Annotated in this window: 31 protein-coding genes; 12 read left to right on the top strand and 19 right to left on the bottom strand. The window is 59.0% G+C overall.

The features are described 5' to 3' along the window. Positions 1–116 precede the first annotated feature (116 nt). Positions 117–932, top strand: a complete 816-nt coding sequence (locus AACY11_RS21595) for an alpha/beta fold hydrolase (protein WP_339431239.1) — start codon at positions 117–119, stop codon at positions 930–932. Positions 933–1,040: 108 nt separating this feature from the next. On the opposite strand, the gene dsbG is transcribed toward AACY11_RS21595, so the two are convergent. The 5 genes from dsbG to AACY11_RS21620 all read right to left on the bottom strand — a co-directional run bounded on the left by dsbG (position 1,041) and on the right by AACY11_RS21620 (position 5,942). Next, the gene (dsbG, locus tag AACY11_RS21600; RefSeq protein WP_221729151.1) at positions 1,041–1,811 is read right to left on the bottom strand and encodes a thiol:disulfide interchange protein DsbG; all 771 of its coding nucleotides are present in this window, start codon (positions 1,809–1,811) and stop codon (positions 1,041–1,043) included. After that, positions 1,787–2,656 (bottom strand): TlpA disulfide reductase family protein, encoded by an 870-nt coding sequence (locus AACY11_RS21605; protein WP_339495691.1) that lies wholly within the window; start codon positions 2,654–2,656, stop codon positions 1,787–1,789. The genes dsbG and AACY11_RS21605 overlap by 25 nt, the downstream gene beginning before the upstream one ends. Beyond that, positions 2,656–4,389 (bottom strand): protein-disulfide reductase DsbD, encoded by a 1,734-nt coding sequence (gene dsbD, locus AACY11_RS21610; RefSeq protein WP_339495692.1) that lies wholly within the window; start codon positions 4,387–4,389, stop codon positions 2,656–2,658. Before dsbD ends, AACY11_RS21605 begins: the two co-directional genes overlap by 1 nt. A gap of 91 nt (positions 4,390–4,480) precedes the next feature. Continuing rightward, positions 4,481–5,173 (bottom strand): hypothetical protein, encoded by a 693-nt coding sequence (locus tag AACY11_RS21615; RefSeq protein ID WP_339431242.1) that lies wholly within the window; start codon positions 5,171–5,173, stop codon positions 4,481–4,483. 76 nt (positions 5,174–5,249) lie between these two features. Continuing rightward, positions 5,250–5,942, bottom strand: a complete 693-nt coding sequence (locus AACY11_RS21620) for a hypothetical protein (RefSeq protein WP_339431243.1) — start codon at positions 5,940–5,942, stop codon at positions 5,250–5,252. Positions 5,943–6,212: 270 nt separating this feature from the next. On the opposite strand from AACY11_RS21620, the gene AACY11_RS21625 reads away from it, so the two are divergent. From AACY11_RS21625 to AACY11_RS21645, 5 genes are all read left to right on the top strand, one after another. Then, positions 6,213–6,893, top strand: a complete 681-nt coding sequence (locus tag AACY11_RS21625) for a response regulator (protein WP_221729146.1) — start codon at positions 6,213–6,215, stop codon at positions 6,891–6,893. Beyond that, a complete protein-coding gene (locus AACY11_RS21630; RefSeq protein ID WP_339431244.1) occupies positions 6,893–8,215 on the top strand; it encodes an ATP-binding protein in 1,323 nt (440 codons plus the stop codon). The genes AACY11_RS21625 and AACY11_RS21630 overlap by 1 nt, the downstream gene beginning before the upstream one ends. A gap of 129 nt (positions 8,216–8,344) precedes the next feature. Next, positions 8,345–8,830, top strand: coding sequence for a GNAT family N-acetyltransferase (locus AACY11_RS21635; protein WP_339495693.1), 486 nt, complete (start codon positions 8,345–8,347; stop codon positions 8,828–8,830). Between the two features lie 143 nt (positions 8,831–8,973). After that, positions 8,974–10,386 carry an aspartate aminotransferase family protein gene (locus tag AACY11_RS21640; protein WP_339495694.1) on the top strand — a complete coding sequence of 471 codons (1,413 nt, stop codon included), beginning with the start codon at positions 8,974–8,976 and terminating at the stop codon, positions 10,384–10,386. Between the two features lie 83 nt (positions 10,387–10,469). Next, positions 10,470–10,694: an MbtH family protein gene (locus tag AACY11_RS21645; protein ID WP_221729142.1), complete on the top strand. Its 225-nt coding sequence runs from the start codon at positions 10,470–10,472 to the stop codon at positions 10,692–10,694. An 82-nt stretch (positions 10,695–10,776) separates the two neighbouring features. Here the strand turns inward: AACY11_RS21645 and AACY11_RS21650 are convergent, their stop codons facing one another. From AACY11_RS21650 to soxR, 10 genes are all read right to left on the bottom strand, one after another. After that, positions 10,777–11,691: a metal ABC transporter substrate-binding protein gene (locus AACY11_RS21650; protein ID WP_339495695.1), complete on the bottom strand. Its 915-nt coding sequence runs from the start codon at positions 11,689–11,691 to the stop codon at positions 10,777–10,779. Continuing rightward, on the bottom strand, positions 11,692–12,591 hold the full coding sequence (locus tag AACY11_RS21655; protein WP_339495696.1) for a metal ABC transporter permease: 900 nt from the start codon (positions 12,589–12,591) through the stop codon (positions 11,692–11,694). Continuing rightward, on the bottom strand, positions 12,591–13,370 hold the full coding sequence (locus tag AACY11_RS21660) for a metal ABC transporter ATP-binding protein (RefSeq protein WP_339495697.1): 780 nt from the start codon (positions 13,368–13,370) through the stop codon (positions 12,591–12,593). Before AACY11_RS21660 ends, AACY11_RS21655 begins: the two co-directional genes overlap by 1 nt. Further along, the gene (locus tag AACY11_RS21665) at positions 13,367–14,296 is read right to left on the bottom strand and encodes a metal ABC transporter substrate-binding protein (RefSeq protein WP_339431250.1); all 930 of its coding nucleotides are present in this window, start codon (positions 14,294–14,296) and stop codon (positions 13,367–13,369) included. Before AACY11_RS21665 ends, AACY11_RS21660 begins: the two co-directional genes overlap by 4 nt. A gap of 35 nt (positions 14,297–14,331) precedes the next feature. After that, entirely contained in the window at positions 14,332–14,907 is a 576-nt protein-coding gene (locus AACY11_RS21670) for a DUF6162 family protein (RefSeq protein WP_339464773.1), read from the bottom strand. After that, complete coding sequence (locus AACY11_RS21675) at positions 14,904–15,245, bottom strand: hypothetical protein (protein WP_339431252.1); 342 nt, start codon at positions 15,243–15,245, stop codon at positions 14,904–14,906. The genes AACY11_RS21670 and AACY11_RS21675 overlap by 4 nt, the downstream gene beginning before the upstream one ends. After that, positions 15,242–15,784, bottom strand: coding sequence for a thiamine pyrophosphate-binding protein (locus tag AACY11_RS21680; RefSeq protein ID WP_339431253.1), 543 nt, complete (start codon positions 15,782–15,784; stop codon positions 15,242–15,244). Before AACY11_RS21680 ends, AACY11_RS21675 begins: the two co-directional genes overlap by 4 nt. Beyond that, a complete protein-coding gene (locus AACY11_RS21685) occupies positions 15,781–16,980 on the bottom strand; it encodes a PepSY-associated TM helix domain-containing protein (protein WP_339431254.1) in 1,200 nt (399 codons plus the stop codon). The genes AACY11_RS21680 and AACY11_RS21685 overlap by 4 nt, the downstream gene beginning before the upstream one ends. A gap of 294 nt (positions 16,981–17,274) precedes the next feature. After that, positions 17,275–17,733, bottom strand: coding sequence for a VOC family protein (locus AACY11_RS21690; RefSeq protein WP_339431255.1), 459 nt, complete (start codon positions 17,731–17,733; stop codon positions 17,275–17,277). A gap of 119 nt (positions 17,734–17,852) precedes the next feature. After that, entirely contained in the window at positions 17,853–18,299 is a 447-nt protein-coding gene (gene soxR / locus AACY11_RS21695) for a redox-sensitive transcriptional activator SoxR (protein ID WP_339431256.1), read from the bottom strand. 93 nt (positions 18,300–18,392) lie between these two features. On the opposite strand from soxR, the gene AACY11_RS21700 reads away from it, so the two are divergent. From AACY11_RS21700 to AACY11_RS21720, 5 genes are all read left to right on the top strand, one after another. Next, complete coding sequence (locus tag AACY11_RS21700; protein ID WP_339495698.1) at positions 18,393–18,758, top strand: antibiotic biosynthesis monooxygenase; 366 nt, start codon at positions 18,393–18,395, stop codon at positions 18,756–18,758. Positions 18,759–18,895: 137 nt separating this feature from the next. After that, the gene (locus AACY11_RS21705) at positions 18,896–19,165 is read left to right on the top strand and encodes a hypothetical protein (RefSeq protein WP_339431258.1); all 270 of its coding nucleotides are present in this window, start codon (positions 18,896–18,898) and stop codon (positions 19,163–19,165) included. A 101-nt stretch (positions 19,166–19,266) separates the two neighbouring features. Continuing rightward, positions 19,267–19,881 (top strand): LysE family translocator, encoded by a 615-nt coding sequence (locus tag AACY11_RS21710; RefSeq protein WP_339431259.1) that lies wholly within the window; start codon positions 19,267–19,269, stop codon positions 19,879–19,881. A 205-nt stretch (positions 19,882–20,086) separates the two neighbouring features. Next, positions 20,087–21,253 carry an aminotransferase class V-fold PLP-dependent enzyme gene (locus AACY11_RS21715; protein ID WP_339495699.1) on the top strand — a complete coding sequence of 389 codons (1,167 nt, stop codon included), beginning with the start codon at positions 20,087–20,089 and terminating at the stop codon, positions 21,251–21,253. 55 nt (positions 21,254–21,308) lie between these two features. Continuing rightward, positions 21,309–23,117, top strand: coding sequence for an aminopeptidase P family protein (locus tag AACY11_RS21720; protein ID WP_339464771.1), 1,809 nt, complete (start codon positions 21,309–21,311; stop codon positions 23,115–23,117). Positions 23,118–23,165: 48 nt separating this feature from the next. Here AACY11_RS21720 and AACY11_RS21725 read toward each other — a convergent pair whose 3' ends face one another. Next, entirely contained in the window at positions 23,166–23,762 is a 597-nt protein-coding gene (locus tag AACY11_RS21725) for a 2-hydroxychromene-2-carboxylate isomerase (protein WP_339495702.1), read from the bottom strand. Between the two features lie 35 nt (positions 23,763–23,797). Next, positions 23,798–24,526, bottom strand: a complete 729-nt coding sequence (locus tag AACY11_RS21730; protein WP_339495700.1) for an SDR family oxidoreductase — start codon at positions 24,524–24,526, stop codon at positions 23,798–23,800. 90 nt (positions 24,527–24,616) lie between these two features. Here AACY11_RS21730 and AACY11_RS21735 point away from each other — a divergent pair, with 90 nt between their 5' ends. Beyond that, positions 24,617–25,180: a TetR/AcrR family transcriptional regulator gene (locus tag AACY11_RS21735; RefSeq protein WP_339431263.1), complete on the top strand. Its 564-nt coding sequence runs from the start codon at positions 24,617–24,619 to the stop codon at positions 25,178–25,180. 1 nt (position 25,181) lies between these two features. Here the strand turns inward: AACY11_RS21735 and AACY11_RS21740 are convergent, their stop codons facing one another. Next, the gene (locus tag AACY11_RS21740) at positions 25,182–25,463 is read right to left on the bottom strand and encodes a hypothetical protein (RefSeq protein WP_339431264.1); all 282 of its coding nucleotides are present in this window, start codon (positions 25,461–25,463) and stop codon (positions 25,182–25,184) included. A 172-nt stretch (positions 25,464–25,635) separates the two neighbouring features. Beyond that, a complete protein-coding gene (gene rhtA / locus AACY11_RS21745; RefSeq protein ID WP_339431265.1) occupies positions 25,636–26,523 on the bottom strand; it encodes a threonine/homoserine exporter RhtA in 888 nt (295 codons plus the stop codon). Positions 26,524–26,802: the final 279 nt, after the last annotated feature.

Below are 26,802 nucleotides of genomic sequence, written 5' to 3' on the forward strand. Positions count from 1 at the left end.
GGCATCATTGAACTCAACACACTTCAACCGCCACATTCGAGTACCTTTTCAAGGTTGACGACCCCGAACCGGCAGCTCAGTCTGCCGGTTCACTTTTTTACCGCGCAGGTGAATCGATGCCCTTTTTCACGGTGGACGGACAAGCACTTCATTACATTGATCAAGGCACAGGCCCCGCCGTGTTGCTGGCCGGCAGCTATTTGTGGGACCAGGCCATGTGGGCGCCGCAGATCGCCGCGTTATCGCCGCACTATCGAGTGATTGCGCTGGATCTGTGGGGCCATGGCGAATCCGGGCGGCTGCCCGATGGCACTCAGTCGCTGGATGACATTGCCCGTCAGGCGCAGGCGTTGCTCGATCATCTGGGCATCGACAAGGTCACGCTGGTCGGGCTGTCGGTGGGTGGCATGTGGGGCGTGCGTCTGGCGCTGTCGGCACCGCAGCGGCTCAAGGGGCTGGTGCTGATGGACACTTACGTTGGCGTCGAACCCGAACCCACCCGTCAGTACTACTTCTCGCTGTTTAAACAGATCGAGGAAACCGGGGAAATCTCTGAACAGTTGCTCGACATCGTCGTGCCGATCTTCTTCCGGCCGGGCATTGATCCGCAGTCGGCGTTGTATCAGGGTTTTCGCGCAAAACTCGCGGCTTACACTGCTGACCGGCTACGCGAAAGCATCGTGCCGATGGGGCGCATCACCTTTGGTCGTGATGACCTGTTGCCGCGTTTGGGTGAGCTGAATGCAGCGACCACACTGGTGCTGTGCGGCGATCAGGACAAACCACGGCCACCGTCGGAAGCGCAGGAAATGGCAGAGCTGATTGGTTGCCCGTGGGTACTGGTGCCAGAGGCGGGGCATATCTCCAATCTGGAGAATCCGGCGTTTGTGACTCAAGTGCTGTTCAACTTCCTGAGTGAGCGCAACGGTTAGACCGCGTCATCGTTCTTCGCGAGCGAGCCCGCGCCCACAGAAGGATGGCATTCCACTGTGGGAGCGGGCTCGTTTGCGAAGGGGCAGTAGCCTCAACAATGTCCAGTGTTATTTAGGCCCAAGAATCTTCGCCAACTTGTCCGGCGTCGGCGCGCCTTGTTGCTGTTGCAGTTCGCCCTTGTCGTCCATATAGAAAATCGCTGGCGTGGCTTGCAGGTCCAGGTCTTCCATCAACTGCATGTTTGCCGCCAGTTTGGTCTGCACCGCCGCCGGGATGTCTTTCAACGCTTTGAGCGAACTGCCCTTGCCTGCCTTTTCGTGGTCTTGCAGGGCCTTTGCCGGATCCTTGGCGGCCAGCAGCGCAGCAGATTTACCCGGGCTGTCTTCGCGAATGATCCCGACCATGATGTGCCGTAATTGCACCTTGCCGGAGTTGACCCACGGCCGTGCCTGTTCCCAGAACATGTTGCAATACGGGCAGTTCGGGTCGCTGAACAGGTACACCGTGCGGGGTGCATCCTTGTTGCCGTCCTGAATCCAGTTGCTCGCTTCAAACTTGGCCCAGACTTCCTTGGCCATCGGCGCGTAGACCAGTTTTTGCAGCGGTTCGCTGCTCAGGTCCTTGCCGTCGGCGTCGTACAGGTTGCCCAGCAAAACGTGTTGACCGTCCGGGGTCAGGTACAGCGCCATGCCACGGTTCTGGTATTGCGCGGCATAACCACGCAAGCCGTCCGGGGCGTCGAACTGGCCGACGATTTTTGCGCCTTTGGCTTCGATCTTTTTGATCGCGGCCGGTAACTCTTCAGCGGCCTGAACGGACGGCAGGTGGAGCAGGGCTGTGCCCAGGGTCAGCGTCAGCAGGTGGCGGAGGCGGTGCATGGCAGTTTCCTTGCAGAGGTGGCCGGGCCTGTGGCTCGGTTCGGGGCGTCGAAGTTTTCCAGGGCGCGGGCCAGACTGGCGTTGGACAGTTCGCCCAGATGACTGGCCAACAGCCGGCCGTCAGGGCTATAGAACAGGGTAGTGGGTAATGCCATGGAACCCACGGCCTGACCCAGGCGGCCGCCACGGTCGAACAACACGTTGCTCAGGCTCAGACCCTGGGTTTCGAGAAACGTCGCCACGCTCTGCATGCTTTCGGCCTGATTGACGAACAGGAAGGTCAAATCGGGGCGTTGCTGTTGGGCACTTTCCAGTACCGGCATCTCCCGCCGGCAGGGCGGGCACCAGGTCGCCCACAGGTTGATCACCAGTGGCCCGCCCTGATAGTCGCTGAGTTTGATGGTCTCCCCGGCCGCGTTGCGCAGAGAGATGTCCGGCAAGCGGGTACCTTGTTCGTAGATATTCAACGACAAGGTCGCCAGCAGCCAGAAGGCCACGCCGCTGGCGACGCCGAACCCCAGCGGTCGACGCGCCCCCGGGCGACGCCAGCCACGATACAGCGCCGCCAACAGCAATACGATCACCCCCGGCCAGGCAAGAAAACCACCATCGCGCAGGTCGATGATCTGCCACGGATCATTGCGATAGTGGCTCCAGTACATGGCGACAAATGCGATGCGGGCCGCGAGTATGCCGAGCAGAAACAGGCTGAACAACGCTGACTCGGGGTTATCGCCACCACGCTTGGCCACCCGCCAGCCAACAAAGGTTGCCAGTGCCAATGCACTGATCAGCAGCAGGTGATTAAGCGCGATGGCAAACGTGCCGAGGGTGAAGGTCAGCATCAGTTGGCGTCCCGGGTGGCGGTCCAGCGTTGCAGGAACGTATCGGCATCGACTTCACCGGTAATGCGCTGGCTACGGCGTTCCTTGCCGTCGGCGCCGATCCACACGAAGCTGGGTGGTCCCGGTACTTTGTAGCGACCGAGCAGTTCACGGCTGGCGGCGTTGTCGGCGGTGACATCCAGTCGCAGCAGGCGCACATCGCTCAGTGCCTGCATCACCTTGTCCTTGCCGAACACCTGCTTTTCCATGACTTTGCACGACACGCACCAGTCGGCGTAGTAATCGAGCAGCACCCACTGGCCCTGGGCCTTGGCGGTATCCAGTTCGCGTTGCAGTGCCGCCGGATCCTTGAGAGTGGTGAACGCGTCATGGCCACTCGTTGCGGCGTTGGTGACACGGCCGGCGCTGTAGACCTGCAACGGCTGGTACGGATCGTCGCTGCCGCCAGCGGCGCCGATCACCAGCAAACTGCCCCACAACCCGAGCAGCAAGGACGTGGCACCGAACATCTGGGCAACCCGGCCATAACCTTCGGATTGTTTCCAGGCGCTATAAGCGGCGATCAACAACAGGGCACCGCACAAACCCTGCCACAAAGACGGATCCAGCACCGGGCGCAACATCAACAATGCGGTGGCGAGGAACAGGAAGCCGAACACGCCTTTGAGCAGGTTCATCCAGTCACCGGGTTTTGGCAGGAAGCGATTGCCGACCGTCACCAGCAGCAACAGCGGTACGCCAATGCCGATCCCCAGCGCGAACAGAATCAGACCGCCATGCAGGGCGTTACCGCTCTGTGCGATGTACAGCAGCGCACCGGCCAGTGGCGCGGTCATGCAGGGGCCCACCAGCAAACCGGACAGCGCGCCGAGTACACCCGCGCCAATCAGGCTGCCACCGGTGCGGCTGCGCGAAGCGTGTTCCAGTCGGTCCCGCAGCGCGACCGGCAATTGCAGTTCAAAGAAACCGAACATCGGCAATGCCAGCACCACGAACACGGCGGCGAAGGCACCCAGCAGCCAAGGATTTTGCAACCAGGCCTGCAGGTTCGCCCCCAGCAGTGCGGCGATCACGCCCATCGCGGCATACACCAGTGCCATGCAGATCACATAACTGCTGGCCAGCGCGAAACCGCGACGTGGCGTCGCGCCACTGCCGACAATCATCCCGGCCAGGATGGGCAGCATCGGCAATGTGCAAGGGGTGAACGCCAATAGCAGGCCAAGGCCGAAAAACACCAGCAGGCTCCAGCCCAGCGCCCGTTGTTGCAGGCTGCTGGCCAGGGCTTGATCCGGTGCCTCGGCGCTCGCATTGGTTTGCGCTTCGCCCCCGAGGTCGATGACCCGGGTTTGCGGCGGATAACACAAGCCCGCATCGGCACAGCCCTGGTAGCTGACTTTGATTTGACCGGTGGCCGCCGCAGGAATTTTTACCTCCAGCCCTTGGCGATACACCGGTTGTTCACCGAAAAACTCGTCGCTGTGGGATTCGCCCTCGGGCAGTGCCGGCTGCTGCTCGGCCGTCAGCCCGTCGAATTTCAGGCGTTTCTGGTACAGGTAGTAGCCGTCTGTAATTTGCCAGAATAGCTGGGTTTCACCGGATTCCAGGCGTTCGGACGTGAGCGCGAACGCCTGGTCGACCGGTAGAAACTCGGGTTTTGTTTCAAATGGATTGTTTCCTGCCTGGGCCAGACTCGAAATCAGAAGCGCAAACAGTAGAAAGAAATGACGCATGTAGGAGCCTTGTCCCTGTGCAAGTGAAGCGCAGAATGGGCGGTGGCGATTAACCGATGATTAACCGCGCCCTGTGAAGCCTCTTGGCGAGTCAGTCACGCAACAGTCCTGGCCAGGTACCGTCATTGACCGACATTGGGCCGTACGTTAGTGAATTGTCCATGTCGTATCTCAGGTACTCGTGGTTGGTCAGGAAAATGTAAAGAACTGAGCTGTCCGATGTACGATCATTTTGTGCAACGGAAATCATTCGATGTTTATAGCGCGACAAGCCCGGCCAATTATTCTCGTTGATCGTTCTGTGACTGATCGTGTCGCGTGCCAGGTTTAAGCTGAGGGTAGTGCCATCGCTTAACAGAAACCGGAAATATTTGTCTTTTGCGAGAATCGGCCACCAGGTACCTCCGATAATTCGCTCAAAGTACGGTTTCAGGCGGTGCCACATTGAATGTTCGAGGAGCTGGTGGCCCATGACTTTGTCGGTATCCTGGTTGTACCACGTCACCACCGGAGTTTTATCCTGATAAGAGAACAACCACAGAATATCGCGGTCATCGAAGAATACTTTCTCCCGAGGGATTCCGGTTGTAGTGAAGCCGAAACGCAGGTTTTTTACGTCATTGAGAGTGTCCCAGCGACCCTTGACAGGTGTGGGGTACCCCTCCGGTACTTCATTGTCACCAATGTTGAAGCGTGAGTAGGTGTTGGTGTCTTTGAAGAAAAAATAAATCCGGTCTTCTCCTGCGCGCCAGTCCACAGCGACAAAATTTTTTAATTCAGGCATGTCTGATTCCATTCATATAAAAGTGGTAAGTTTGCTGCTTTAAGGTTTGTTTGTACGGCGGCTGTCACACAATGGCTCAGTCGCGCAGCAGCCCCGGCCAATTGGTTTCATTGATGTTGTGCGGGCCGGATACGAGCCGGTCTGTCAGTATGTTGTAAACAAGGTATTGGTTGCCGGTCAGGAAGATATACCAATAGCTGTCTGCGAAAGTCCGATCATTTTGTGCGCCGGTGATGATCCGGTTTTTATAAGGAACAAGGGCGCCCAGCCTATGCTGGCCCAACGCATTGCGGGTCAGTGTTTTTGCTCTGAAGTCGAACGTCAGGTAATGCCCGTCATTGAGGATGAATCTGAACAGGAAAGAATGGCCCGTAATCTCTGCCCATGTACCGGTAATGATCTTGTCAAAGTAAGGAAGTATCGGCTTCCAGAGCGTGTCGGCCAATTTGTAAATGCCCGATACTTTGTCTTCGTCCTGGTTGTACTTGCAGACTGTCGGCGTGTCGCCGTTGTAGAAGAACAGCCAGGCGATATCTTCGTCGCTGCCGGCGTTAAACCCCAGTGACGTGGTGGTGAAGCCGAAGCGCAAGTGTTTGGTGTACGGGTCGAACTTGTCCCAGCTGCCTTTAGTGGGGCCGGGATAGCCGTCCGGCACTTGTCGGTCGCCGATATCGAATCGAGAATAGGTGTCGGTGTCTTTGAAAAAGAAGTAAATGCGATCGGGGCCAGAGCGCCAGTCGACGGCGACGAAGTTTTTTAATTGACGCATGTTTTAAGTCCATTTAATCAGGGTTGTTTTTGTGAGGCGTGTTCAAACTATCTGGAAAAGTTATTTGTATGTAGTGAAAAGGTGTGGTTTTTTATTTCTGGAAGCGCTGGATGGACATGATCTAGCGCAACATCCGACTATTGGAGTGGGCGATCACAGGGTGCTGGCCCGCTCGATTGTTCGCTGTGCTTTGCGTCACACGCGGGGATCGCCATAATTGCGGCTTAATCCTCACTTGCTTCACTCACGTCTTTTGCTCAGGGAGCTGCCATGCACGTACTGGTTTGTGAAGACGATGAGTTGATCGCCAGCGGTATCGTCGCCGGTCTCACTGCCCAGGGCTTGACTGTGGAGCACGTCAACACCGCGTCCAAGGCGCGGGCGATACTCAAGGTCGCCGAGTTTGACGTGATGGTGCTTGATCTCGGCCTGCCCGACGAAGATGGGCTCAAACTGTTGCAGCAGCTACGCCAACAAGGCCTGGAGATTCCCGTGCTGATTCTGACTGCACGCGATTCGGTCACCGACCGCGTCAACGGCTTGCAGGCTGGCGCTGACGATTACTTGCTCAAACCGTTTGATCTGCGTGAGCTTTTTGCGCGTCTGCAAACCCTGCTGCGTCGAGTGGCCGGGCGCAGCGTCAACCTGATTGAACACGGGGCGCTGACCTACGACCCGAGCAGCCGTGAAACCACCCTGGCCGGGCAGCCGGTGGATTTGTCGCGACGCGAACAATCGCTGCTCCAAGCCCTCCTGCACAACCGGGGCCGAGTGCTTTCCACCGAACAATTGAAAGACAGCGTCTACGGTTTCAATGATGAGCTGGAAAGCAACGCGCTGAACGTGCATATCCATCACCTGCGCAGCAAACTGGGCAAAGGCATTGTCGAGACTGTGCGAGGGCTGGGCTATCGCCTCGGGCCGGCCGATGGTGGAGATCAGAACAAGTGATGAGTCTGCGATTGCGCCTGAGCCTGACCCTCGGCGCTGCGTTTGCGCTGATCTGGGCGCTGGCAGCGGCGTGGATGCTCAGCGATCTGCGCAATCAGATGATGTTTTCCCTCGATCAGCGTCTGGTGGCTTCAGCACGCATGGTTGCCGGGCTGCTGGAGCAACTGCCGGCCTTGCCGAGCAAAGGAGAGGGCACTCATTTCAGTGCCGAGCAACTGAACATTCCCGGCGGCATGGCCTGTCAGGTCAGTTCGCTGCGCGGGGAGATTCTCGCCCGCAGTCACAACCATCCTGAACAAGCGCTGGAGGCCGAGAAAATGGGCTTCCACGACCAGATGATCGACGGCGCGCCGTGGCGCAGTTTCACCCTCGCCCGGGGCGATGTGCGGATCACCACGGCGGACCGGCAGATTGAACGCGAAGCCCTGAACATGTCGATCCTGCTGGCGGCGTCGGTGCCGGTGGGGGTGGCGTTACTCGGATGTCTGTGCCTGCTGTGGCTGGGGATCGGCCAAGGGCTGGCGCCGCTCAACCGTCTGCGCGAAGCTTTGATGCGGCGTAATGCCGATTCGCTTGAGCCGTTGCAGTTGCAGTCGTTTCCCAGCGAACTGAAGCCTTTGCTCGACACCCAGAATCAGTTGTTCCAGCGCATCGGCAAGACCATCGAACGTGAACGTCGCCTGACCGGTGACGCGGCCCACGAACTGCGCAGCCCGCTGACGGCGATCAAGACGCACCTGCAAGTGGCACGCATGACCGACGGCAGTGCCCGCGATCAGTCGCTGGCACGGGCCGAGGAGGGCGCCGACCGTCTGCATCGCACACTTGAGCAGTTGCTGTTGCTGGCGCGGGTTGAGGGCAGTCTCTCGTTTGATGACGGTTCGCAATGCAGCGCCGAACAAGTGGCCAGACTCGCCATTCAGGACGCCACGGGTGGTGAACGTCAGCGGATCGAATTGCAGGTGCCGGCCAATCTCTCGGCAGCGCCATTGCAAATGCCAGCGGTGCTGTCGATTGCCGCGCTGCGCAATCTGCTCGACAACGCCCTGCGCCACACGCCCGAGGACTGTGCGGTCGAGGTGAGCCTGGAAACCATCGGCAACCGCGTACGCTTTGTCGTGCGTGACCACGGCCCCGGCATTGCGCAGGACGATCTGCAGCATCTGACCCAGCGCTTCTGGCGCAATGGCCAGAGCACGGGCTGCGGCCTGGGCCTGGCGATTGTTCAGGCAATCGTCCAGCGTTGCGACTGCGCGCTGCATTTCGACAGCCGCCCGGACGGGTTGCGGGTTGAACTGACCATGCCGTTGCAACCGGCCTGAATCCAGCATGAATCCCACAAAGGATCAGTGTTTTGGCTCATCAAATGTAACTTCTCGGCGTTCGCTATCCGGCTGGCTTGGGGTTAAGGTCATCCAAGCTTTGACTCAATGGATTGAGGGAACTGCGCCATGGAAGCACCCATCTGCACTCGTCCGGCCATTCTGGCCGATGTCGGAATCATCAGCCGTATCATCGAACATTCGATCCGTTTCGGTTGTGCGCTCGATCATCGCAATGACCCGCTGCTCGTCAGTGGCTGGACCCGACAGCATAGCGCTGACGCCATCAGTGCCCGGCTCGCCGATCCGCACTTCTACTTGAGTATCGCTTTGCAGGCGGACAAACCGGTCGGTGTCGGCATGGCCCGGGTCAGCGGCGACATTGTGTTCTGCTATGTACAGCCGCAATCCTTTCGCCGTGGCGTGGGGCGGGCGCTGATGAATGATCTTGAAGGCTGGCTGCGGGTTCGGGGGGCGCTTCACGCCCACCTCAACAGCACTTGCACCGGTGAAGCCTTTTATCGTCATCTGGGGTATCACGAATCCGAACCATCCCTGGCACACCAAGGCTTGCAGGTCCTGCCCATGTACAAGCCGTTGCCGTTGCCCGGATGACGAGTCGATCAAGGGCCTAAATCCTCACCTCGCTTAAGCGTTTCCAGAACAGGAAAACCTGCAAGTGCGCGCCGTGACTGGAATGCGTAATTGTCGGGTGTGCTGTTTTGGTCGCTATCCATAGCCAATTGAGGAGTCGAGAGATGTCAGTCGCCACCAGCCTTATCGAAGCGTCGTCGGCCCGGGTCATCTCGGCGCCAGCGGAAACCCTGTATCAGTTCAATGAATCGCCATTGCTGGCCCGTCAGGCCCGGCAGGAATCCAATGCCCGCAGCTATCCACGCCGCATTCCGCTGGCACTCAAGCGCGCCAGGGGCTTGTATGTCGAAGACGTCGAGGGGCGTACTTTCATCGACTGCCTGGCCGGTGCCGGCACGTTGGCGCTGGGGCATAACCATCCGGTGGTGATCGAGGCGATCCAGCAGGTGCTGGCCGATGAATTGCCGCTGCATACGCTGGATCTGACCACCCCGGTCAAGGATCAGTTTGTCCAGGATCTGTTCGGCCTGCTGCCCCCGGCGCTGGCGGCGCAAGCGAAAATCCAGTTCTGCGGCCCGACCGGCACTGATGCAGTGGAAGCGGCGTTGAAACTGGTGCGCACTGCCACCGGGCGCAGTACGGTGCTGTCGTTCTCCGGCGGTTATCACGGCATGAGCCAGGGGGCATTGAGCCTGATGGGCAGCCTGGGGCCGAAAAAACCGCTGGGGGCTTTGCTCAGCAGCGGCGTGCAGTTCATGCCATTCCCGTATGACTACCGTTGCCCGTTTGGCCTCGGTGGCGCGGCGGGGGTGAAGGCAAACCTGAGCTATCTGGAAAACCTGCTGAACGATCCTGAAGCGGGCGTGCAATTGCCTGCGGCGGTGATCGTCGAGGCGGTGCAGGGCGAGGGCGGTGTGATCCCCGCCGATATCGAATGGCTGCGCGGTTTGCGCCGGATCACCGAGAAGGCTGGCGTGGCGTTGATTGTCGATGAGATCCAGAGCGGTTTCGCCCGTACAGGCAAGATGTTCGCCTTTGAACACGCCGGCATCACCCCGGACGTGGTGGTGCTGTCCAAAGCCATCGGCGGCAGTCTGCCGCTGGCGGTGGTGGTCTATCGCGACTGGCTCGACACCTGGCAACCAGGCGCCCACGCCGGTACCTTCCGGGGCAATCAGATGGCGATGGCTGCAGGCTCTGCGGTCATGCGGTATCTGGTCGAACACAGGGTGTGCGAACACGCCGCCGCCATGGGCGAGCGTTTGAGTGAGCACCTGCGCATCCTGCAACGGGATTTCCCGCAACTGGGCGATGTTCGTGGTCGCGGTTTGATGCTTGGTGTCGAGTTGGTCGATCCGAATGGCGCCCCGGATGCGCTCGGCCATCCACCGTCGTTTGCGCGACTGGCGCCACTGGTGCAGCGCGAATGCCTCAAGCGTGGCTTGATTCTGGAACTGGGTGGCCGTCATGGCGCGGTGGTGCGTTTCCTGCCGCCGCTGGTGATCACCGCTGCCGAGATCGACCGTGTTGCCGAGATTTTCGGTCGCGCCCTGGGCGCGGCCATCGCGGCACTCTAAATTTTTCACCACGCCGAACGTTCTTTCTACATACCCGGCTGCACCCTTCGAGCAGCCCACCCTTACAACGATGGAGAATCAGCATGACGTCAGTATTCGACCGCGAGGACATCCTCTTTCAGGTCGTGGTCAACCACGAAGAGCAGTACTCGATCTGGCCGGATTACAAAGCCGTGCCAGAGGGTTGGCGCACCGTGGGCAAGAGCGGCTTGAAGAAGGAATGCCTGGCCTACATCGAGGAAGTCTGGACTGACATGCGTCCGCTGAGCCTGCGCCAGAAGATGGAAGGTCTGACAGCCGCTCAATAAGCGGCCAGGCAAAAAAAGAAACCCGCTGGACTGGATGCAGTCAGCGGGTTTTGTCATTTCCGGGATTTGATCATGTAGAGCGTTAATGCGCTGTAACTGCACTCAACCCCTTGAGCAACTCGTCGACATTGCCTTCCAGTTCAGCCACCGGGTCCGCCGCATCTGTACTCAACACCAACAGCCGACTACCCGATTCAGCAATCGCCGCTTTTACCGCCTCCGACGGCTGTCGATGGTGCAACACCAGCGCCACCTCATTGTCTTTTAGCGTCGCCGTCAGTTGCTTCAGATCTTCAGGTGCCCAGTCAGCATCAGGGCGTGGGTCCTGACCGATCAGCTCCAGGTTCAGGCTGCCGATCAGATACCCGAAGTGATCGCTCAAGCTCATCACACTCAGATTATCGGTACTGGCCAGACGCGCTTCGCTGTCGGCGCTGAGCTTGAGCAAGCGCTGTTTCAACGCCGCCAGATTCGCCTCGATCCTCGGCTTGGCGGTCGGTGCCAAACGCACCAGATCGGCGGCCATCACGTCGGCCATGCGTCCCATGTTGTTGCTCGCCAGCCATGGCTGACTGTTCAAACCATCGACCTTCAACCCCGGTTGCACAGCGATGCCGGGCAGGGCGCCGTCGACCGGACGGGCAGCATCGACTTCAACGATACGGATGTTGCTGCGGCGGGCGATCGGGTACAGCGGATCATCGGCCCACAGCGAGCGCACACCGATCACCGCATCGGCGCCGGTTGCCAGTTTGCTCAACGCCGGCGCGCCGCGCCCGGTGAAGTAGGCGGTCTGGCGACTGCCCGGCAGGTTGGCCGGTGCCGCACGTTCCAGGCTGACGTCGGTGCCTTTGAGCAGCACCTCGCCCAGGCCATAGGTGATTGGCAGCGAGGCGAGCACTCGCAGGGTTTTGGCGCTTTCGGCGGCCATCAAAGGCGTTGCGACCACGCCGCACAGGGCCATGGCCAACGTCAGGTTGCGCAATGAAAAAGCCATTTATCCAAGGTTCCCTTTCAGACTGGGGATGACACCGCGCGCGATGGCGGCGAGGGCGAAGGCGATGCCGGCGACCAGAATGATCGCGGCGCCGGACGGAATCGGCAGATCAAACACGATCGGCGCGAGAATCCCGCACAGGGTGCTGACGGTGGCAATCAATACCGAACACCCGAAAAAGCCCTTGAGCGACTGGCTGAGCAAACGCGCCGCCGCCGCCGGAATCACCAGCAGGGCGCCCACCAGAATTGCGCCGATGACTTTCACGGCCGCGACGGTGATCAGTGTCACCAGAATCACGAACAGGTAATCCAGAGTCTTTACGGCCACGCCGCGCACGGCGGCCAGTTGCGGGTTGAAACTGGCGAGCATGATGCGGTTGTACAGCGGCAGGGCCAGCGCCATGACCAGCGAACCGACGATGGCCAGCACTGCAAGATCGTTGCCGTTGACGGTCAGCACCGAACCGAACAGCACGTTCTCCAGAATGTGCACGTTGATCTTGCCCGCCAGAATCAGCAGCAGACTCGCGCCCAATGCCAGCGACACTGACAGGAACACGCCGATCAGGGTGTCGGGTGCCAGACCGGTGCGGTTGCGCAGGTAATTGAGCAGGATGCCGAACAGCAGGCAGTAACCGAGCAGGCTGCCGTAAGGTCCGGTGTAGGGTTCGCCGAGCAGGATGCCGATGGCCACGCCGGTCAGCGCCGCATGGCCCACCGCCTCCGAGAAAAACGCGAAGCGCTTGACCACCACCAGCGTGCCGAGGCCACCGAGTACCGGGCCGATCAACAGACCGGCAAGCAATGCATTGACCACAAAACCATAGGCCAGCGCTTCGGGCAGGTAACCGGAGGAGGCCCAGCCCTGGACCATCAGACGAAAGGCTTCATAACTCATCAGGCAACGCTCCGTGGATGGGTCGAAAACAAACTCAGCAGGCGTTCCGGAGTCAATGCCTGTTGCGGTGTGGCGTCGAACAGCACGCGACGGTTGAGACCGGTGACGCGATCGGCCAGACGCCCGACCGCGTCCAGATCATGTTCGATCCACAGCACGGTGATGCCCGCTGTGCGCCAGTCGCCGAGCAGGCGTTCGAATACCTGGATCCCGGCTTCGTCCAGAGCCGACATGGGTTCGTCGAGCACCAGCAGTTGCGGCGCCGGGATCAGCCCTTGCGCGAGGAGCACTCGCTGACGTTCACCGCCGGACAGCGCGCCCATGCGGCGTTTGCGTTTGTCCTGCATGCCGACGCGCTCCAGTGCCGCACCGATGGCGCCGGCGTAGCGCTTGCTCAATCCGAGAAACGCCGGCCGGCGCTGGCACATGGCGGCCATGAAATCGTCGACTGTCATCGGCAAACCGCGATCGAATTCCAGCGCCTGCGGGACGTAGCCGATGGTGCCGGGCATGCCGGGCCATTGCAGGCTCAACTGCCCCTGATGCGGCATTTGCCCCAGCAACGTCTTGATCAGCGAGCTCTTGCCACCCCCGTTGGGGCCGACCAGTGCATGCACGCTGCCGGGCTGTACCTCAAAGGTTACGTTGTCGAGAATCGTGGTGCGCCCCAGCGTCAGACTGACTTCGGCAAAATCCAGCGTCGGCCCCGAAACCTGCGCGAGCAAGCTCGCTCTCACAGCGGATCTGGATGCGTCAGAAAGGGTTTGTTTTACCGTCATGCGCCGGACTCCTGAATCGCCCGAACCACGGTGTTGAGGTTGCCGGTCATTTCCTTTTCGTACTTGTCTGCCGCGTATTCACCGTAAGAAATGTGCGACAGCGGGTACAGCTTCACGCCTGACTCACGCTCAATGGTGTCGACATACGTGGATGGGAAGTCCATTTCCGAAAAAATCACTTTTACGTCCAGTTCGCGCAACTGGTCGATGGTCTTTTTCAACTGGCTCGGGCTCGGTTCAATACCGTGGGCCGGTTCAACCACCGCGGTCACTTCCAGGCCGAATTCGCGCAGCAGGTAGTCATAAGCGGCGTGAACCGTGGCGACGCGCAATTGGGCGTTGGGTGCCTGGGTCAGTTTGGCGAGCGCATCGGCACGCATCTGCCGCAGGCGTTTGCCGTAGGCGCGGGCATTTTGGGTGTAGGTCTTGGCGTTGTCCGGATCGAGTTTGCCCAGCTCGCGAGCGATGTTGTTGACCTGCGCGATAGAGGCGCTGATCGACAGGAACGTATGCGGATTCACGACTTTGCCGGCACCGCGTGCGGCGACCCCGGTGGCGGCCAGCAGCGGCACGTTTTCGTTGGCTTCGATGGTGTTGACGTTTGGCGTTTCGCTGGCCGCGATCATGCGGTCGGCGAAATCATCATGGCCGACACCGTTGAGCACGATCACATCCAGACCGCTGATGCGTTTGATGTCCTCGGCCCGGGGTTCGTAGGCGTGCGGATTGAAACCCGCAGGAATCAGCGGCACGACCTCAGCCTTGTCGCCGACGATGTTCGCCACATAGCTGTAATAAGGATGCAAGGTGATGCCGATACGCAGGCGTTTGGCCGGATCGGCGCTCGCTAGCGGGCTCAGCAGGCAGGCGCAAAGGCCCGCTAGAAACAAACGTAATAACGGACGGCGAGGCGATGAAATAGACATGGGCAAGCGGTCTTCTCTCGAATAAGGGCGAGGAATCAATGACGATGTTCGCGGGTAACCCCGGCATCGTATTGCGCGACGATCTGTTTCCACCCGGCGGCGGACAGGGCGGTGTCGGTCAGTTTCGGTGGCGCTTGCAGACCCGCATCACGATTGAGCCAGATATCCGGTGCAGCCTTGTCATCGGCGGTTACGCGCATCAGAAACGAACCGGCGACGGCGGGTGTCTGGCTATGGCCGAAGTAGGCGCTGTCCGCGAGTATTTGCCAGGCATGGCCGCCACGGCTGATCGCGCTGACGTCCTGAGCAAACGGGGCGAAACCTTCATCGGCCAGGCCTTGTGGGGACGGCAGGGTTTTCTGTTCTTCGCGCAGCAACTGGATTTCGTCCAGCGTCACGCGCAGATCGGCATAAATGCCCTGCTCGGCGGCGCTGAGGTCGCGCCGGGCATCGAACTGATGGCTGGCAACGGGCTCCGGTTCGTGGGAAACCCTGCGCCATGCCACCACGGAACCTGCTATCGCGAGGATCAGCAGGCACAGCAGCAAAACGTTGAGGGTTTCATGGCCGGCTCCAGCCGGGCGCACAACTTGGGTGGTTGGCGTACTCATGGTGCCTCGATGTCCGCTTGGTCGATTTCCACGACGTGCCCCGGACCGGCATCGAACAGTACGTAGAACTCGGTGCCGGGTTTCTTGAAGGTCAGGGTCGAGTCGCTACCGAGTTTGCCCGGCACCAGAATCGTCTCGTCGTAGCCGATCACGTCGAGGGTTACCCCCGGCGCGCCGCTGCCGTCGGAGAAACCGCCGGTGCATTTGATCTGCTCGGCATCAATGGCTTTGCACTCGCACATCGGGTTGTGCGCCAGGGCGCCGGCGCTGAAGCCGGCGCACAGTACCAGCAGCGCGGCCCTCAGTCGCAGACGGGAAGGGCGTTGAGCGGGGCTCATGGGTTGGCTCCTTGTTTGTTCAGCCAGGCAATGGTGGCGGGGGAGGCCTGGCTCAGGGGAATCGAGGCCTGATGCATGCTGCCGTCCCAGCCCTCCAGGGTGATCCACAGTTCGGCGTCAGCTTTGGTTTTTTCCGGGATCGGCAGTTGTGTGCCCATTCGGTAAGGCGTACCGAAGAAGATCACGCCGGCTGCACGCAGGCTGCGCGGCTTGCCGATGCGCAGATAGGTGGCCTTGACCTGTTCGATACAGGTCTCGCAGAGGGCCGCGCTAAAACTCTTCATATAGCCGGCCGGCCCCGTGAGGATGGGGGCTTCATTGCGAAGTTCGGCCAATCGCAGGCTCCAGGGCCCGACCTGGATATCACCGATCTCGTGCTGACCCAGGCCACTGTCGCCGCGAAACAATGAGGCATCGGCGAAGTATTTGGGCATGAAGCCCAGGGGGATCAACAACAGCAGAACATTGATGTGAAACCGCCACTTGTGCCAGAAGCGAGACAGTCGGGATGGCCGCTTGATCAAGGTTGACTTGCTCACAGGCTGGCCTGCGAAGGTTCACGGCTCATGGCCGCTTGCGCCTTGATGCGGGTTTTCTTGTCCTCGCGCTTCAGCGCGTTGGCGGTCGCCAGCGCGGTACGCTTGGTCCAGATCAGCAGGCCACTGAGCACCATCATGCTCAGCAGCAGGCCGAAGAAAAACCAGATCAGCTTGATCCAGATTCCGCCGAAGTCACCGGTGTGCAGCGGGCGCATGGATTCGGTTACGAACTCCAGCGAGGAGCGATCGGACAGTAACCGTAAAGCGGCCAGGTCACCGTTGTACGGGTTGAGCGTCGCGGTCTGGAACATCAATGGATACCAGCCGCGACCGCCGACGCTCATGTGGCTGTAGGCGTTACCCGGCAGGCTGACAAAACTGGCTTGCAGCCCCGGAATCTTCTGTTGAGCGATCTCGATGGCGTGATCCAGGCTGATATGTGGCGGCGGCGTGCCTGTTGCTGAAACGGGTACGCTTTCTCGGGACATGGCCGGGATGATCGGTTCGCTGGAGATGGAAATCTGGTTATCAAACAGAATCGCCCGGATCAGGAACCAGATGCCGGTAATGGAAATGACCGCAATGAACCAGATCGACCAGATGCCGCACAGTCGATGGAAGTCGCCCCAGAAGATGCGTGCTCCGTGGCGCACACGCAGGGTCGGACGCAGAAAACCTTTCCAGAAGCGCTTGTAGACCACCAGTCCGGTCATCAACGAGACCAGCATGGGCACGCCCAGAAACGACACCAGATACCACCCCCAACTGAAACCGTTGGTGAATGGCACCAGCCACCAGCCATGCAGGGCGCGGGTGAAAGCCTTGAAGTCGAAGGCGGGCGCAGTGCCCTGAATGACGCCGGTGTACGGGTTGACGTAGACCGTCAGTGAGCGCCCGTCGGGGTAGCTGACTTCGACATCAAGGGCAAAGTGTGATTCGTCCGGACGGCTGATGCTTTGCACCAGTGTCTGGGGCTCGGCCTTTTTGATCGCAGCCAGAATCTGGTCGTAGCTGAGCAGCGGGGCATCGTCTGAGGGCTGGCTGGCGCGCATTTGCGGGTTGGCCAGCCAGACAATCTCCTGGCTGACGACCGCCAGCGTGCCGGTGACGCAGACGATCAGGACAAAAAACCAGATGGGCAATGCAAGCCAGCTATGTGCCAGGAACCACAGTTTGGAGCGGGATTTCTTCGACATGATTACGCGTCTTGATTCGGTGAAAGGCCGCGTGACTACGGGCTTCGTAGTTGGCGTCCCTGAAAGGCGCAGTCGTGGCTTTTGCCTACGCGAAAGGCCTGTATCCCTATAAGACGGATGAGCGAAGCAAATCCCGATAAACGATATGAAAGTAAATGTTTCGCAATTCTCCGGATGATCCAGAACTGCTCTTGGGGATCTCGGTAAGTAGCGCTGGCAGGTGAAGCAACCGCGCCAAACAACCCTGTGAGAGCGGGCTTACTCGTGAGGAGGCCAGACCTGCCACGCAAAAATCTAACCCTGACTGAACATCTCCATTGCCCGCTGCCTGATTTGCTCCTCTGTCAGATCCTCCTTGCGTGTGGCCAGAAACCACAAATGCCCATAGGGATCCTTCAACGTGCCGCTGCGATCACCGTAAAACTGGTCCTTGACCTCGGACACCGTCGTCGCCCCGGCGTCCAGCGCCCGTTGAAATGATTTGTCGACATCAGTCACATACAGATGCAAACCGACCGATACCGCTTTGTCGGGGCTGCTCAGTGGCCCTTGATCACACGGCGAGCCGAGCATGATTGCGCTGTCGCCGATACGCAGTTCCGCGTGGCCGATGCCGCCATCGGGCATGGCCAGGCGCATGACTTCCGTGGCACCGAAGGCTTTCTTATAGAAATCGATGGCCTCGGCGGCCTTTTGGATGCCCAGGTATGGGGTAATGCTGTGATACCCCTCCGGGATGGGTTTGACGCTCATGACGTTCTCCCTGATTTTTATTCGAAGAGATGTGGCTCCACCCCACAGGTGGAAAATTCACTATAGAACTGTCCTTGCGGCGAGGATTTTTGCCCGACGAGCAGCACCCCATATCCGTATTAGAGAAAGTGCGGCCCGGGTCCTTGTTCTCCCAGCACATCGCCCTGATTGCGCAGCGGACAAGCCTCCATCGACAGGCAGCCACAACCAATGCAGCCATTGAGTCGGTCGCGCAGCAGCGTCAGTTGGTTGATCCGCTCATCCAGTTCGCGCTGCCACTGCTGCGACAGGATCTTCCAGTCCGCCGCGGTCGGGGCACGATCATCCGGCAGGATTTTCAATGCCTCGCCAATCTCCGCCAGCGTAATGCCCAGGCGCTGTGCAACCTTGATCAGCGCTACCCGCCGTAGCACTGCGCGTGGATAACGCCGCTGATTTCCGCCATTGCGCTGGCTTTTGATCAACCCCTTGGCTTCATAAAAGTGCAGGGCGGTGACTGCAACGCCGCTGCGGGCCGCGACTTCACCCACGCTTAACGGCTTGTGTAGGTTTTCTTTGGTGATCATCTGAAACAGCTCTTGACCTTGACTTAACTAGAGGTTTTACCCTGCGATCCTTCGAGTCGCAAGATTCGTCATACAGATACGAGGGGGCTTTTCATGCAAGCATCAGCGAAAAATCGTAGCTTCACCCAGTTGATCGAATTCGAGATCGAACCTCGGCAGCAAACGGCACTGGTCTTGGCGTTGTCGGTGCAAACCGAGCGTCTGGCCCTGCGCTACGAGGGGTTTGTCAGCGCCAGCGTGCAGGCCAGCGACGATGGCCGGCGGGTGTTGAGTTTTCTGCAATGGCAGAGCCGCGAGGCCGGGGAGGCGGCATTCAGCAGTTTCGAGAATGGTGAGCAGGATTTTTGGCAGTTGATCCGCGCCCATCAAGCGAAAACCGTCACGTTCAATTCGTTCCAGGTGCTGAGCAGCATCGCCCGCAGTCAGGACGATGCACTGCACTGCCATCTGGTCGGGTAGATCGAAAACCGGATCAGCCATTTGCGGGGAAATGGTCAAATTCTGATAGCCACTATCGAGAGCGTTGATTTTTGCTCGAGCGCGGCCGGGCGTAGCCTTTGTCCATCGACTCCACACTGCTTGCCAGGACGCTCCCCATGAATCGTTTACTGACCCTTTCGCTGTTGCTCGTGGTTTCCGTGCTTGCCGGATGTGCCACCCATGTCTCCCCGGAACAACGTCCCTACACCCCCGAAGAAACCCGTGAGTTGGCGATGGAGGCCCTCAATCGCAGTGGTTTGTCCTTTGACGAATATCACGCGAAAAAAGCCTTGTTGCTTGGCCAGTCACCCAAAGCATTTGGTTTCGATAAACAAGGCGAAATGAGCGCCGAGCGTGCCGTACAGCTGCATGGCCGCTCAAGCTGAAAGGCAACTGTACTGCTTGAAGTTTTACCTAACTGTCCGTGGGTTTACTGGGCTGCGTGGGATAGGGTCAACATCTGAATGACCTTGATGGATTGCCCACCATGACCCTCTCGCTTGATCTTCTGCTGGGCTTTGCCCTGTTTGCCCTTGTCACCTCGATTACGCCGGGGCCGAACAACACCATGTTGCTGGCATCGGGGGTAAATTTCGGTTTCAACCGTACTATCCCGCACATGCTCGGCATCACCTGCGGCTTCTTTGTTCTGGTGGTGGCGGTGGGTTTTGGTTTGGGCGCGGTATTTCAGAACTATCCGATTCTTTATACGGTGCTGCGCTACGTCGGCGCCGTATATCTGCTGTATCTGGCGTGGAAAATCGCGCGCTCCGGGCCTGTCGGTGACAGCGCGCAAGGCGAAGGCAAGCCGATCAGCTATCTGGGTGCTGCAGCGTTCCAGTGGGTCAATCCCAAGGCGTGGATCATGGCCATCGGTGCCATCAGTACCTACACGCCGATGCAGGGTTATTTCACCAATGTGCTGGTGATCGCCGCCGTGTTCGCCATCATCAATCTACCGAGCGTCGGCGTCTGGGCCGCGTGCGGTACGCTATTGCGCAATGTGCTGAAGGATCCGCGCTGGTTGCGTGTTTTCAACTGGGGAATGGCCACGTTGCTGTTGATTTCGCTGTACCCGTTACTTCTCGAAAGCTTTAGCTGACGCATTGCTTCAATCGCCGGCCCGATGCCTGTTAAGCTCGGCTTCAGGAGCGTTCCTACGCACTTTTAAATGAAGTTGTTCTTCTTTAACGGCATCCGATCAGGTATTGATGACGCTCTCCAACCGACGCGCAGCTCACGAGGCTGCGCTGTGCCGTTTGCAGACACGAGCCTCCTGATCCCGGAACACGCTCTGCGAGTCTTTTATGAACACACGTCCGTTGTATTTCGATTACGCCGCCACCACACCGGTGGACGAGCGTGTCATCCAGGTGATGATCGAATGTCTGGGGTTTCACGGTAATTTCGGCAACCCGGCTTCCAGCTCCCACGCGTTCGGCCAGCAGGCCCGGAAAACGGTCGAGCAGGCTCGCCGGCAAGTCGCCGAACTGGTGGGTGCGCAAGCCGGACAGATCGTCTGGACCTCCGGTGCCACCGAGTCCAATAACCTCGCCCTCAAAGGCGTGGCCCAAGCGCGCGGTGTGCCGGGCGGCCACATCATTACCAGCCAGATCGAACACAAAGCCGTCCTCGATACCGCCCGCCAATTGCAGGACGCCGGCATCACCGTGACCTATCTTGTGCCGGACACCGACGGCCTGATCACGCCGCAGGCTGTCAGCGAAGCGATGCGCGATGACACCTTTCTGGTGTCACTGATGCTGGTCAACAACGAACTCGGCACGGTCAACGACATCCCCGCCATCGGCGAGGTCGTGCGTGGCCGCCAAGCACTGTTCCATGTCGATGCGGCTCAAGGTGCCGGCAAAGTGGCAATCGATCTGGCGCAGTGGCCGGTCGATCTGATGTCGTTTTCGGCGCACAAGCTATACGGTCCCAAAGGCATCGGCGCCCTGTATGTCGGCCCGCGGGCGCAGCAACGTTTGCAGGCGCAGATCCATGGCGGCGGCCACGAGGGAGGGCTTCGTTCCGGGACTCTGGCGACCCACCAGATTGCCGGTATGGGCGCGGCGTTTGCCTTGGCTGCAGCCTCCTTTGATGAAGAGAAGACGTCCATCGTCGCGCTGCGCGAGCGTCTGCTCGAACCACTGCTGAGCTTGCCGGGCGTCAATCTCAACGGCAGCGCGAGCCACCGTATCCCGCACACCTTGAGCCTGACCTTCGGCGAAGGCGAGTTCAACAGCGCGGCGCTGAGCCATTCGATGGCGTTTTCCGCAACCTCGGCCTGCAACTCGGCAAGCAACGCGCCGTCCCATGTGCTGTTGGCGTTGGGGCATGACGCACGTCTAGCCGAACGCACTATTCGCTTGAGCCTTGGCCGTTTTACAACGGCCGAGGATATCGACAAGGCCGTAGAATTGATCAAAACCGCCTGCGCCAGTGCTCCGGCATTCTGGGCGACAGGTCTTTAACCAGCCGACCTAACGGCTACGAATAATCACGATGAAGTGATTGGCAGGAGACATGATGAGTAACCAGACCTCGACCGAAGGATCGGTGCCCCAGCGCCTTGCGCAGACCCGCGAACTGATGCGCCGCGAAGGCATTCATGCGTTGTTGGTGCCGTCGGCCGACCCGCATTTGTCGGAATATCTGCCGGGCTACTGGCAAGGCCGGCAATGGCTTTCGGGCTTCCACGGCTCGGTCGGGACTTTGATTGTCACCGCAGATTTCGCCGGCGTCTGGGCTGACAGTCGTTACTGGGAGCAGGCGACCAAGGAACTCAAGGGTAGCGGTATCGAACTGGTCAAGTTGCAACCGGGTCAGCCGAGTCCGTTGGACTGGCTGGCCGAGCAGACGCCGCAAGGTAGTGTGGTTGCCGTCGATGGTGCAGTAATGGCTGTGGCTTCGGCGCGCACCTTGAGCTGTAAACTTGAAGCACGCGGCGCTCGACTGCGTACCGATATCGATTTGCTGAAGGAAGTCTGGAGCGATCGGCCGAGTCTGCCGAATGCCCCGATCTATCAGCATCTGCCGCCACAGGCGACTGTCAGCCGTGTCGACAAGCTGGGCAAACTTCGCGAAACCATGCAGGAGCGCGGAGCAGACTGGCATTTCATCGCCACCCTCGACGACATTGCATGGTTGTTTAACCTGCGTGGCGGCGATGTTTCGTTCAACCCGGTGTTTGTTTCCTTCGCGTTGATCAATCAACAGCAAGCCACGCTGTTCGTGGCCTTGAGCAAGGTTGATGCAGATTTGCGCGCAGTGCTCGAAAAAGATGGCGTGACGCTGCGCGATTACAGCGAAGTGGCTGACGCCTTGCGCGCTGTGCCGAATGGCGCCAGCCTGCTGGTGGATCCGGCGCGAGTCACCAGCGGTCTGCTGGATAACCTCGACAGCGGCGTGAAACTGGTCGAAGGCTTGAACCCGACCACGCTGGCCAAATCGCAAAAAAGCGAAGCCGATGCTCAGCACATTCGCAAAGCAATGGAGCAGGATGGCGCAGCGTTGTGCGAATTTTTCGCCTGGCTGGAGTCGGCCTGGGGCCGAGAACGCATCACCGAATTGACCATCGACGAGAAACTCACCGCTGCCCGTGAACGTCGTCCTGATTATGTTTCGCTGAGTTTCAACACCATTGCTGCGTTCAATGCCAATGGCGCGATGCCGCATTATCACGCCACCGAAGAAGAACACGCGGTGATCGAGGGCGATGGTCTGCTGCTGATCGACTCCGGTGGTCAGTACCTGGGCGGCACGACCGATATCACAAGGATGGTGCCGGTCGGTACGCCGACTGAAGAACAGAAACGCGATTGCACGCGCGTTTTGAAAGGCGTGATTGCACTGTCGCGAGCGCAGTTTCCGAAAGGCATTCTGTCGCCGCTGCTTGATGCCATCGCTCGTGCGCCAATCTGGGCTGAGAGCGTGGATTACGGTCATGGTACCGGTCACGGCGTAGGCTATTTCCTAAACGTTCACGAGGGCCCGCAAGTCATTGCCTATCAAGCGGCGCCGGCACCGCAGACGGCGATGCAGCCAGGGATGATCACGTCCATCGAGCCTGGCACTTATCGTCCGGGTCGTTGGGGCGTGCGTATCGAGAACCTGGCGATGAACCGTGAGGCGGGCAGCAGTGAATTCGGCGAATTCCTCAAGTTTGAAACCTTGACGCTGTGCCCGATCGACACTCGGTGCCTGGAGCCTGCGTTGCTGACGCAGGAAGAGAAACAGTGGTTCAACACCTATCATGCCCAAGTGCGTGAGCGTCTGAGCCCGTTGCTCGATGGTGCGGCGCTGGAATGGCTGAACACTCGCACTATCGCTATCTGATCGACCGCAACTCAGGCGCTGATACCAGCGCCTGAGTCACAGCTTCCTCTAGGGTTGGCGCAGCACTTCTTCGACAAAGTCGAGGCGATCCTGGCCAAAGAACATCTGATTGCCAATAAACATGCTCGGCGCGCCGAAAACTCCGCGCTTAACCGCTGTTTCCGTATTTTCCTTAAGAACGGCTTTGACGGTTTCGTCGTTGGTCAGCGCCAGTACTTCTTGTGGATCGAAACCGTGTTCGCTCAACACCGCTGCGACAGTTGCTGGTTCATCCAGGCTGCGGCCTTCTACCCAAAGTGCGCAAAACAGGCAATCAATTAAGGCCTGGAAACGATTTGGCTGACGCAGTTGAACACCTGTCACGGCGCGCATCAGTGTCAGCGTATTGATGGGGAAGTGTGGGTTGAACCTCAGGGCGACACCATAGCGTTTGGCATAGCGATCCAGATCCTGAAACATATAGCGACCTTTTGCCGGAATCATTGCCGGGGAGGCGTTACCGGTGGCTTTGAAAACGCCGCCCAGCAGCATAGGGATGTAGATCAGCTCACTGTTGGTCGCGGCGCATATCTTCGGCAACTGGGTATAGGCGAGGTAAGTGGCAGGGCTGCCGAGGTCAAAATAGAACTCCACGGTTTTGCTCATCATCGCTGAACGCTCTTTATTGTTATGGAGGGGGATTACCAGCGCTCGTTCCAAGGGCGCAGGTCCAGCTCAAACGTCCACGCATCCCGTGGCTGACTGTGCAGATACCAATAGTTTTCGGCAATGTGTTCGGGGTTGAGAATACCGTCCTGATCCTTGGAGGCGTACTTCTCGGGAAAGCTGTTGCGGATGAAATCGGTATCGATGGCGCCATCGACCACTACATGCGCGACGTGAATGTTCATCGGCCCCAATTCACGCGCCATGCTCTGTGCCAGAGCGCGGATACCGTGTTTGGCACCCGCGAACGCGGCGAAACCCGACGCCCCGCGAAGTCCGGCGGTCGCGCCCGTGAAGAGAATGCTGCCACGTTGACGGGTAACCATGCGTTTGGCCACTTCGCGAGCATTGAGGAAACCTGAAAAACAGGCCATTTCCCAGATCTTGAAGTACTTGCGAGCGGTTTCCTCGAGAATGCTGCACGGTACGTTCGCGCCGATGTTGAATACGAAGGCTTCAATCGGACCGACGCGAGTTTCGATGTCTTCGATCAGTGCAATGACGTCTTCCTCCTTGCGCGCGTCGCAGGCGAAGCCGTGGGCTTCGCCACCCTCGGCCCGAATGGCCTCCACCAACGGCTGCAATTTATCGGCGTTGCGCCGCGTGACGCAGGCGATAAGTCCTTCCCTGGCAAAGCGCTTTGCAATCGCGCCGCCCGTCGCATCGCCAGCGCCGACAACCAATACGACCTTATTGTTATTCATGGGTAGCCCCTTTATTAAACGATCGTTAAGTGAACGAACGTTATGCTAGGATCCAGGCAACGTCAAGGCAGCCAGTTCGAGAGCAAACATATGCGTTACTCCGCCAGTCACAAACTGCAAACCCGGGAAAAACTTTTGCAGAGCAGTGCGCTGTCAGCCAAGCGATCCGGGTTTTCCACGGTTGGCGTCGATGGCTTGATGAAAGCCATTGGCTTGAGTGGTGCGGCGTTTTACAGCCACTTCTCGTCCAAGGATGCGTTGTTCTCTGCCATCGTCGAGCGAGAGTTGGGTCAAAGCCTTGAGCGACTGGGCGGGCAGGGCACGCAGGATCGTGAGCGACTGGAACGCTGTCTCAAGCACTATTTGAGTATGGCCCACGTTGAACAGCCAGAATCCGGCTGTGCCTTGCCTGCGTTAGGGGCGGAAATCGCACGTTCGGATATTCAGGTGCGTGAACAGGCAGAGTTGTGGATATGTCAGCTTCAAGAGCGTTGGGCGCAGATACTTGAGAGCGACAGTCTGGCATGGTCGGTCCTGTCGCAGTGTGTGGGGGCGCTGGTGGTGGCGCGTATGCTGGCCACGCCGGACATTCAGCGAGCGGTGCTCAAGTCCAGTCACAACGAGATTGGACGCCAGATCGCTACACGGCCGTGATCTATTTACAGATGACGATCATGCTGCGACTTGTGTAGCCAGCGGGGTTGAGGCCAAACGGATAGTCGCCTGGCTCTTCCACGGCATCCCCCGATTTGGCGATAACCCTGTAGCCTTTCGGAGCGCAGGAAGTAGCTGCGCTGGTATAGCAACGATCCCAAGAGGACGAGAGTCCCGAACAGTTGATGTGCAGTCCTTTCTTGCCGTGCTTTACCGAAGTTTTCGACGTTGCCGCGCAGCCAGTGACTGCGAGTACGGCTACCAGTATCAAAATTCGCTTCATTACTGTCCTTATAGCTAGCAGCCACGAGTCTCTCGCTCGGGTCTGCCTGTATTCGCTCGCACTCTAAGCGTTTCGATATCCCTATCCGAAAAAATCCATATCTGGCACTGAGTTAAGGGGTTAAACATGGCCTAAATGAACGCCAATTGCCAGACCTTCGTCAAATCCTGTTTCAATCTGCCGCAATGACAGGCTTGGCCGCGCTACCCATAGTCATGGTTGCGCCGACGGAAGCCAGGATAATGCACAGGATCGCCAGCCATTGTGACAGTGTGAGGTATTCCTGCAGGAACAGCAGTCCCGACAACGCTCCGAACGCGGGTTCGATGCTCATTAATGTACCGAAGGTGCGTGCAGGCATACGCGTGAGTGCGACCATTTCCAGCGTGTAGGGAAGGGCGGTGGACAGGATGGCAACGCCAATGGCAATCGGGATCAGCGATGGCGTCAGTAGAGCTGCTCCGGCATGCACGATACCTATGGGGGCCACAAACAGGGCTGCGATCATCACGCCTAACGCAGCGGTTGTAACACCGTTGTCGGCACCGGCCTTCTGACCGAACAGGATGTAAAGCGCCCAGCAGACGCCGGCACCTAAAGCATACCCGGCGCCGACCCCATCGATGCCTGCGGTTGTTGCCCCTGTAGGTATCAACAGCAGCAGTCCGGTTGCTGCCAGGCCGATCCATAGAAAATCGATGGCGCGACGGGATGCATATATGGCTACAGCCAGCGGACCGGTGAATTCGAGAGCAACGGCGATTCCCAGCGGAACTGTGCGCAAAGACATATAGAAGAGGAAGTTCATGCCGCCCAATGCCATGCCGTAGACGATCACTGTGCGCAACGACTTGGTGGTTAGCTTCGCTCGCCATGGGCGTAGCAATAACAACATGATCACGCTCGCGAAGAGCAAGCGCAGGGTGGTTGTTCCTTGGGCGCCAACCACCGGAAACATGCTTTTGGCCAGAGAGGCCCCGGACTGGATCGATGCCATGGCTATCAAAAGCAGGCCAACCGGGAACAGCATGGAGGCAAGAGAGCGGGGTTGGTCGTTCATCGTGCGGCATCGTCCAAAGTGAGAGCGGGGGTATTGTTTTAGGTGTTGGGCAATATACTGCGCATTCACTGTCGCTTCGTCTATATATAAGCGGCTCTTTCCGTCAATCTATAGAAAAGCGAAATTAATGGTTGACGGCGAATTCCAGACGTCTATAATTCGCCCCACTTCCGGCGCAGTCGAAACGAAAAACTCCTTGAGATTCAATGAGTTATGATGTTTTCGGCAGTGGGTTGCTTCAGGTTATCGAAGCCAGAAAGAAGTTGAAAAAGAGGTGTT

It is taken from the genome of Pseudomonas sp. RA_105y_Pfl2_P56 (assembly GCF_963970845.1).
Lineage (GTDB): Bacteria > Pseudomonadota > Gammaproteobacteria > Pseudomonadales > Pseudomonadaceae > Aquipseudomonas > Aquipseudomonas baetica_A.